Genomic DNA, 8,582 nt, shown 5'->3' with positions numbered 1-8,582 from the left:
TTCCTTTCTTTTGGTGATTTGGTTGTGGTGACTTAATTATATCAAAGTTGGACGATTCTTTTTTATGTTTTATGCAAAAAAAGAGGTTGCCCAAAAGTAACTATTCAGCTACTTTTGGGACAACCTCTTTAAAGGTATTAAACTGTGTAACGCTCATCTTCTAAAATTTTCGCAGCAATTTCACGTTTCTTCGGAATTACGTTAAGTGGTGTGTGGCGAGTTAATTTACGTAATGATGATAACATCATGCGTAGCATGTCGCCATTTTCAACTGCGATAAGTGTTTCTTTCGCATCTGCTTCGATTTCGTTGAATGCTTCTTGGCAGAATACTTCAGTGTATAACACTTTTTGTTTATTCTTTTCAAGACCAGTTGTTTTAATTGCTTTTTCTGTACGAAGAACAGCTGACTCCATTGCGTATAGGTTGCTTACGATGTCAGCGATATTCACAAGAATTTCTTGCTCTTTATCTAATGCTTTACCGTATTTTTGAGCAGCTAATCCAGCTACCATTAAGCCGATTTTCTTCGCGTTATTTACTAAATATTTTTGAAGTGCTAATGGCTCATCGCCTACTTCTTCTGGCATCATCATCATTAACTCTTCTTGTAATTTTTGTGCTTTTTGAAGAAGTGGTAATTCACCTTTCATCGCTTTACGTAAGAACGTACCTGGTACGATTAGGCGGTTAATTTCGTTCGTTCCTTCGAAAATACGGTTAATACGAGAATCACGGTACATTCTTTCAATCTCGTACTCTGCCATAAATCCGTAACCACCGTGAATTTGAACACCTTCATCTACTGTATAGTCTAGTACTTCAGAACCGAATACTTTATTTAAAGAGCACTCGATTGCATATTCAGCGATAGAAGCTGCTACTGCTTTACCATCCTTTACTTCTTCTTCAGATAATGTGCTCATGCGGCTTTCGAATAAACCTACTGTACGGTATACAGAGCTTTCAGCTGCATATGTTTTCGCTGCCATATTCGCAAGTTTCTCTTGAATTAATGGGAAGCGAGCGATTGGCTGTTTGAACTGTTGACGTTGGTTTGCATATTGTGCTGAAATTTCTACTGCACGTTTCGCAGATCCAACTGTACCAACACCTAATTTATAACGGCCGATATTTAAAATGTTGAATGCGATAATATGACCTTTACCGATTTCACCAAGTAAGTTTTCTTTCGGTACTAATGCATCTTCTAAAATTAACGTACGAGTTGAAGAACATTTAATACCCATTTTCTTTTCTTCTGGGCTTGTAGATACGCCGGCATATTCTTTCTCTACGATAAATGCTGAGAAGTGCTCTCCATCAATTTTTGCATACACGATAAATACGTCAGCGAATGCAGAGTTTGTAATCCACTGTTTTTCACCATTTAATACATAATGTGTACCTTCTGCATTTAAACGTGCAGTTGTTTTTGCACCTAATGCGTCAGATCCTGAACCTGGCTCTGTTAATGCGTATGCAGCTAATTTTTCACCAGTTGCAAGTAGTGGTAAATACTTTTTCTTTTGCTCTTCATTACCGAATAATACGATTGGTAAAGATCCGATACCTACGTGAGCACCGTGAGTAATTGCAAAACCACCAGCGCGAGAGAATTTCTCTGCGATTAACGCTGAGCTTACTTTATCAAGACCAATTCCGCCATACTCTTCTGGTACGTCAGCGCCTAATAAACCAAGTTCCCCAGCTTCTTTTAAAAGACGAACAGAACGATCAAACTCATGTTGCTCTAAATATTCAAGCTCTGGAAGAACTTCATTTACGATAAAGTCCTCTGTCGTTTTTGCAATCATTTTATGCTCAGATGAAAAATCTTCTGGCGTAAACACTTGATCAATCGTAATCTCATCTACTAAAAAGCTACCGCCTTTAACCGCATTTCCTACTGTTTTTTCCATGAAAATTTCCTCCTTCATATTTTCATAAGCCGCTTCTCTCTTTTTGAAAGAAGCTGGCTCTCCCTATTGTTTTTATAAACCTTTGTTGCTTCCATTCTTTGTATTAGCGTTCTCACATTCTGAGCGAGCCGCTTCCACTTTTTTCTCATAATCCAGTTCCAGTGGCTAGAATGTTCGGTGGCTTCGCTTCTTCCTGCGAGGCAAAGAGCGCCTCTACGTCTGAAGCTCCATCCCCCTCACATTCTAAGCGAGCCGCTTCCACTTTTTTTCATAATCCAGTTCCAGTGGCTAGAACAGTCGGTCGTTTCACCCCTTCCTGTGAGGCAAAAAGCGCCTCTTCGTCAGTGCTTCCAACGCCCTCCTGTTCTGAGCAAGCCACTTCCACTTTTTTTTATAGTAATTCAAACACTCCCGCTGCTCCCATTCCGCCGCCGATACACATTGTTACGATACCGAATTGTTCGTTGCGGCGTTTCATTTCGTGAATAAGAGATAGTGTTAGTTTTGCTCCTGTACAGCCAAGTGGATGTCCAAGTGCGATTGCACCGCCGTTTACGTTTACTTTTTCTTCATCTAAACCAAGTTCACGAATAACTTGAATTGATTGAGAAGCGAATGCTTCATTTAGTTCGAATAAACCAATATCAGATAGCTCTAAACCAGCTAGTTTTAACGCTTTTGGAATGGCAGCGATTGGGCCGATTCCCATTACTTCTGGTGGTACGCCAGCTACTGCAAATGAACGGAATTTCGCAAGTGGCTTCATGCCATCACTCACTGCTTTTTCACGATCCATTAATAGTACAGAGGCTGCACCGTCACTCATTTGTGAAGAGTTACCAGCTGTTACAGAACCTCGAACGTTAAATGCTGGACGTAATTTACCTAAAATGTCTAGCGTCGTTTCTGCTCTTACACCTTCGTCTTGTGCGAAAATGATTGTTTCTTCTTGCAGTTTGTTGTTTGATCCAACAGTACGTAACGTTACATCTACAGATACTGTTTCATCAGCAAAATTCCCTGCAGCTAATGCTTTCGCAGCACGTTGATGACTTCTTACTGCAAATGCATCTTGCTCTTCACGAGAAATCCCATATTTCACAGCAACTTGCTCTGCTGTATGTCCCATACCCATATAATATTCTGGAGCCGCTTCTACAAGGCGACTATTCGGACGAACAACGTGTCCCATCATTGGAACTAAACTCATTGATTCCGCTCCGCCTGATAATACAGCTTCGGAGTGTCCAAGCATAATGCGCTCTGCTCCGTAAGCGATACTTTGTAAACCTGAAGAACAGTAACGGTTAATTGTAATAGCTGGAACATCGTAAGAAAGTCCTGCTAATCCGCCGATATTACGAGCCATATTTAAACCTTGCTCTGCTTCTGGCATCGCACAACCGAAAATTAAATCATCGATTGGTCCTTCATAATTCGCACGCTTTAACGTTTCCTTTACTACTAACGCCCCTAGATCGTCAGGACGAACTGTTTTTAATGAACCCCTCTTTGCTTTTCCAATTGGTGTTCTTGCTCCCGCAACAATGACAGCTTCTCTCATGAACGATATCTCCCCTCGTTATTAGTTACGTAATGGCTTTCCTTTTACAAGCATGTGCTGCATTCTTGCTTGTGATTTCATCTCACTTACTAAGCTAATAAATGCTTCACGTTCTACATCTAATAAATACTGCTCATCAACTTCTGTTCCATACGGCACTTTTCCGCCCGCAATGACATATGCAAGTTTCTTCGCAATGTGAAGATCGTACTCTGAAATGTAACCAGATAAGTGCATTGCTTCTGCACCAAGTGCAAGAGTTGCATATCCTGTTTCACCAACAACCGGTATCTTTTTACGGATCGGTGCTTTATAACCAGCTTCATATAAAGCAAGTGCTTTCTGTTTCGCATCGTATAGTAAGTGATCACCATTCACACTAATACCGTCTTTATCACCTAAGAAGTTATGAGAAACTGCTTCTTGTCCTGAAGTTGAAACTTTCGCCATTGCGACTGTTTCGAACACTTTATTTGCAACTTTTTGCAGATCAAACTCTACACCGTTTGCCATTTTATTTAAGTGTTTAATGTATAGCTCTTTATTACCCCCTCCGCCAGGGATTAAGCCAACACCAACTTCTACTAAGCCCATATACGTTTCACTAGAAGCTTGAATGCTCGCTGCTGGTAAGCAAACTTCTGTACCTCCGCCAAGCGTCATACCATATGGTGCTGCTACAACTGGTTTAGAAGAGTATTTAATTTTCGTCATTGCATCTTGGAAGTTTTTCACAACCCACTCAATTTCAAAGTAGTTGTCATCTTGCGCTTCCATTAAAATCATTGCTAGGTTCGCACCAACGCAGAAGTTCTTCGATTGGTTACCGATAACAAGACCTTTATAATTCTTTTCTACTTCATCAACAGCGTAGTTAATCATTTGCGTAATATCCATACCGATTGCATTGCTCTTCGAATGGAATTCTAAGCAAAGGATACCGTCGCCTAAATCGATTAAGCTCGCTCCGCTATTTTTCTTTAATACGCCATTTTTCGCTTTTAATTGCTTAAGAGAAATTGCCTTTTTATTACGCTCAATTAGCTTATATTCATCATTATCGTAATAGTAGCTATCTCCGTTATCATGTTTGTAGAAAGTAGTGAAACCTTTCTCTAACATTTCTTTCACCCAAGTCGGAACAACTACGCCGTTTTCTTCCATCTTTTGAACGGACTTTTCAACGCCGATTGCATCCCAAACTTCAAACGGTCCTTGCTCCCAGCCGAAGCCCCACTTCATCGCTTGGTCAATTGCAACGATATCGTCAGCAATTTCTTTATGAAGTTTTGCAGAGTATAAAAGAGTTGGTGTGATGATGTTCCATAACAACTCTCCTGCGCGGTCTTTCGCGTATACAAGCGCTTTCAATTTATTCGCTAATCCTTTTTCTTGTTTACTCAACTCAATCGATGCAGCTTTTAATTTTTTACGAGCTTCGTATTCCATCGTTTCTGGATTTAATTCTAAAATTTCTTTTCCTTGTTTTAAGAAGAAGCCTTGACCTGTTTTACTTCCAAGCCATTTTTTCTCAAGCATGTCATGCATGAAAGCTGGTACTTTAAATACATCGCGCTCTTCTTCTTGTACGTTTTCATATACGTTATTTGCAACGTGTACGAATGTATCTAAACCGACAACATCTAATGTACGGAACGTTGCGCTCTTCGGACGACCAATAAGTGGGCCTGTTACAGAATCAACTTCCCCAATGCTATAGCCGCGTTTTACCATCTCTTGAAGAGTTACTAATAAACCGTACGTACCAATGCGGTTTCCAATAAAGTTTGGTGTGTCTTTTGCGATAACAACGCCTTTTCCAAGAACGTCTTCGCCAAATAGTTTCATGAAGCTTAATACTTGTGGATCAGTTTCTTTCGTCGGTATTACCTCTAGAAGTTTTAAATATCGTGGTGGGTTAAAAAAGTGTGTGCCTAAGAAGTGTTTCTGGAAGTCGTCTGAACGACCTTCTGCCATTTTTTCAACTGAAATACCTGACGTATTCGAGCTTACGATAGAACCCGGTTTACGAACAGCATCTACTTTTTCAAATAGTTTCTTTTTAATATCTAAGTTTTCAACTACTACTTCAATAATCCAATCTACATCAGCTAGACGCTCAAGGTCATCTTCTAAGTTACCTGCCTCAATCAGTGCTAAATTTCCTTTCACTGTCAGAGGAGCTGGTTTTTGCTTTAATAGTTTTTGCAGTGCCGTATTACTAAAACGATTTCTCACACTTTTATGTTCTAATGTAAGTCCCTTCGCTTCTTCTTCTTTCGTAAGCGCAGTTGGTACAATATCAAGCAATAATGTCGGAATACCAATATTAGCTAAGTGTGCCGCAATTCCTGAACCCATTACGCCTGACCCTAGAACAGCAGCCTTTTTAATTTGGAACATCCAATTCTCCCCCTATTCTTGAATGAATGCTCATTCAATTTTTCGACATAAGTCGCAATCAATGAGTGAGCCTCTACTAATAAATATATGCTACCGTTTAAATTTTCGCAATATATTTATTAATAAAATTTTCTGAAATAAATATTTTTCTTTTATTTGCCCATGCTATATATGTATTTTCTTCACTCAAATACACTTTCCCTTTTTATAATCTGACGAAACTGGAGGAATATATATGGCAAAACTTAAGAAGAACCCTTCAAAGGCTGGAATTAGCGCAGCAAGTGTGACAGGAAACGCTGGCCCAACTGATCGAGGCGTGGAAAAAGGACGTCAAGGTAATAACCAACAATATAAGAAGCATAATATGGGCGAAAAATAACGCTATATTTTTGGGCAGAGAACGTGGCATAATGGGTAATGGCTGCTTTTTCTGCCCAATTTATTTGTAACAAATGAGGGAACTATAATGAAACGAACAATAGTTATGATTGTAATGATTGCTACACTATTTACAGGGATGATTTTCTTCTCTTATGCACAAAGACAACAAGCTGTAAGAGCTGATCAACCTAGTATCACTGGGCAATACGGAATTACAATCGATGCAAACACAGGTGAAATTTTGTATGGAAAACGAGAAGACGAACGCTCTTATCCGGCTAGTATAGCCAAAATGATGACAACCCTTCTCTTACTAGAGAATGTAAAAGAAGATGAAGAAATTACAGTTACAGAGAACGCAATTAAAACAGAGAGTCAAAGTAAGAAAATTAAACTTCGTGCCGGGGAAAAGTTAAAGCGTGATGAGGCATTAAAACTGATGCTTATCATTAGTGCAGACCCAATAGCTGAATCCATCGCGGAACATATTGCAGGATCAAAAAATGAATTTGTAAAAATGATGAATGCTAGAGCGAAGGAACTTGGTACAAAACATGCGACTTTCAAAAATGCAAGTGGTGCTGATGCACTCGGAAATAAAGTATCACCATATGACATCGCTATGATTACGAAAGAAGCATTAAAGTACCCAGTTGTTTTAGAATATATGAATTCAACGCGTACAACTCTACATACTTCAGAACGCTCTCCAAACATTGCAAACTATGGACGAGAAGAACTATATGACAATCCATATGCAATTGGAAGTAAAAGCGGTCTATCAGCACTCGGAAAGTATACAGTCGTAACAGTGGATGAAAAAGACGGTAAACGCGTCATTAATGTTGTATTATCTTCTACTCGCACGCAACTATATCCTGATACAAAGAAAATGGCACATTACGCATTTCAACAATTAAAATAACCAAGGAGAATTTTCTCCTTGGTTATTTTTTAACCATACCTTTTAATACGAACGCAACGTTTGCTGGACGCTCTGCTAGACGACGCATGAAGTAGCCATACCAGTCGTTTCCATAAGGTACGTAAACACGCATTTTGTAACCTTCTTTTACTAGCTCAAGTTGACGCTCATTACGAATACCATATAACATCTGGAATTCAAATTGGTCTCTTGGAATGTTGTGTTCTTCGGCAAGTTTTTTCGTATATTCAATAATCGCTTCGTCATGTGAAGCAATTGCAGTATAATTTCCATTTAATAAGTGCATTTTAATAATTTTTTTATAGTTATCATCTACATCTTTCTTGTCCGGGAACGCCACTTCTTCAGGTTCTTTATAAGCCCCTTTTACAAGACGTAAATTAGGATTATAAGCATTTAAGTCCTCAATATCTTTTTCTGTACGATACAGGTAAGCTTGAATAACAGTACCAATATTATCGTACTCAGATTTTAACTGTTTAAAGATATCAATTGTCTTTCCGCAGCGTGTATAATCTTCCATATCAATTGTAACGAACACACCATTTTCTTTTGCAGCTTCTAGAATGCGGCGCATATTGTTCATTACGATTTCATCAGAGATATCCAATCCCATAGAAGTCATCTTTAAAGAAAGTTGCGAATCAAGACCTTCTCTTCCAATTGCACGGATTGCTTCAATCGATTGGTTAGCCATTTCATTTGCTTCCGCTTCATTATCAACGAATTCCCCTAAATAATCGATTGTTACACAAAGTCCTTGCTTGTTCAATTGTTTAATAGCTGCTGTCGCTAATTCAATTGTCTCCCCTGCGACAAAGCGACCTGCACCAAAGCGTAAACCGTACTTTTTAGCCAGTTTTGTTAGCGCTTTATTTTTAGATAAGAAAAGAAACGAATTTCGCATTAATTGTTCCATGTAATTCACCCCTATGACTTGATTTATCTGTTTTTTACCCCTCTTCAAAATTATATCATTGTTTAAAATTATTGGATACAAATAATTATTTAGATAATTTATAAAATACTATAAAAACATTTAAAACCCTATATTCTCGCTTATAAATATGCCTGAAATATTTTTCGACATTTAGAAAAATAGAGTTTAACGGGCACAAAATAGGCATGTCGAAAATATTCGACATGCCTATAAAACCCTTTATATTCCATGTAAATTATATAAGGATATTAATCAAAAAAACTTGAGGTAACATTACCTCAAGTTTTCCAGAGTGTTGAAAAACAACTCTGTCAATACAATTTTTAAATAAAACACTTTAAAAATGTCTCCTTTTCTAGAAGAATAAAAAGAAAGGAGGCGTTTTTATGTTTTATAATCAACAAAATCTTGAGATTACACAAA

6 protein-coding genes are annotated in these 8,582 nt (G+C 38.3%); 2 read left to right on the top strand and 4 right to left on the bottom strand.

The genetic code is table 11. From position 1 onward, the window contains the following. Nucleotides 1-137 precede the first annotated feature (137 nt). The 3 genes from CO726_RS29760 to CO726_RS29740 all read right to left on the bottom strand — a co-directional run bounded on the left by CO726_RS29760 (nucleotide 138) and on the right by CO726_RS29740 (nucleotide 5,889). Nucleotides 138-1,922, bottom strand: a complete 1,785-nt coding sequence (locus CO726_RS29760; protein ID WP_098759698.1) for an acyl-CoA dehydrogenase family protein — start codon at nucleotides 1,920-1,922, stop codon at nucleotides 138-140. A 391-nt stretch (nucleotides 1,923-2,313) separates the two neighbouring features. Continuing rightward, nucleotides 2,314-3,486, bottom strand: a complete 1,173-nt coding sequence (locus CO726_RS29745; protein WP_001206342.1) for an acetyl-CoA C-acetyltransferase — start codon at nucleotides 3,484-3,486, stop codon at nucleotides 2,314-2,316. A gap of 21 nt (nucleotides 3,487-3,507) precedes the next feature. Next, nucleotides 3,508-5,889 (bottom strand): 3-hydroxyacyl-CoA dehydrogenase/enoyl-CoA hydratase family protein, encoded by a 2,382-nt coding sequence (locus tag CO726_RS29740; RefSeq protein WP_099686695.1) that lies wholly within the window; start codon nucleotides 5,887-5,889, stop codon nucleotides 3,508-3,510. Nucleotides 5,890-6,124: 235 nt separating this feature from the next. Between CO726_RS29740 and CO726_RS29730 the strand changes: the two genes are divergently transcribed. Both CO726_RS29730 and CO726_RS29725 read left to right on the top strand, forming a co-directional pair. Continuing rightward, nucleotides 6,125-6,271 carry a YuzL family protein gene (locus CO726_RS29730; protein WP_001096347.1) on the top strand — a complete coding sequence of 49 codons (147 nt, stop codon included), beginning with the start codon at nucleotides 6,125-6,127 and terminating at the stop codon, nucleotides 6,269-6,271. Between the two features lie 87 nt (nucleotides 6,272-6,358). Further along, nucleotides 6,359-7,198: a D-alanyl-D-alanine carboxypeptidase family protein gene (locus CO726_RS29725; RefSeq protein ID WP_099686693.1), complete on the top strand. Its 840-nt coding sequence runs from the start codon at nucleotides 6,359-6,361 to the stop codon at nucleotides 7,196-7,198. A gap of 22 nt (nucleotides 7,199-7,220) precedes the next feature. Here CO726_RS29725 and CO726_RS29720 read toward each other — a convergent pair whose 3' ends face one another. Further along, the gene (locus CO726_RS29720) at nucleotides 7,221-8,138 is read right to left on the bottom strand and encodes a proline dehydrogenase family protein (protein WP_000436772.1); all 918 of its coding nucleotides are present in this window, start codon (nucleotides 8,136-8,138) and stop codon (nucleotides 7,221-7,223) included. Nucleotides 8,139-8,582: the final 444 nt, after the last annotated feature.

Source organism: Bacillus fungorum, assembly GCF_002746455.1.
Taxonomy (GTDB): domain Bacteria; phylum Bacillota; class Bacilli; order Bacillales; family Bacillaceae_G; genus Bacillus_A; species Bacillus_A fungorum.
Note: the sequence above shows the minus strand (reverse complement) of the source record. Positions and strands in the feature narration are given on the sequence as shown.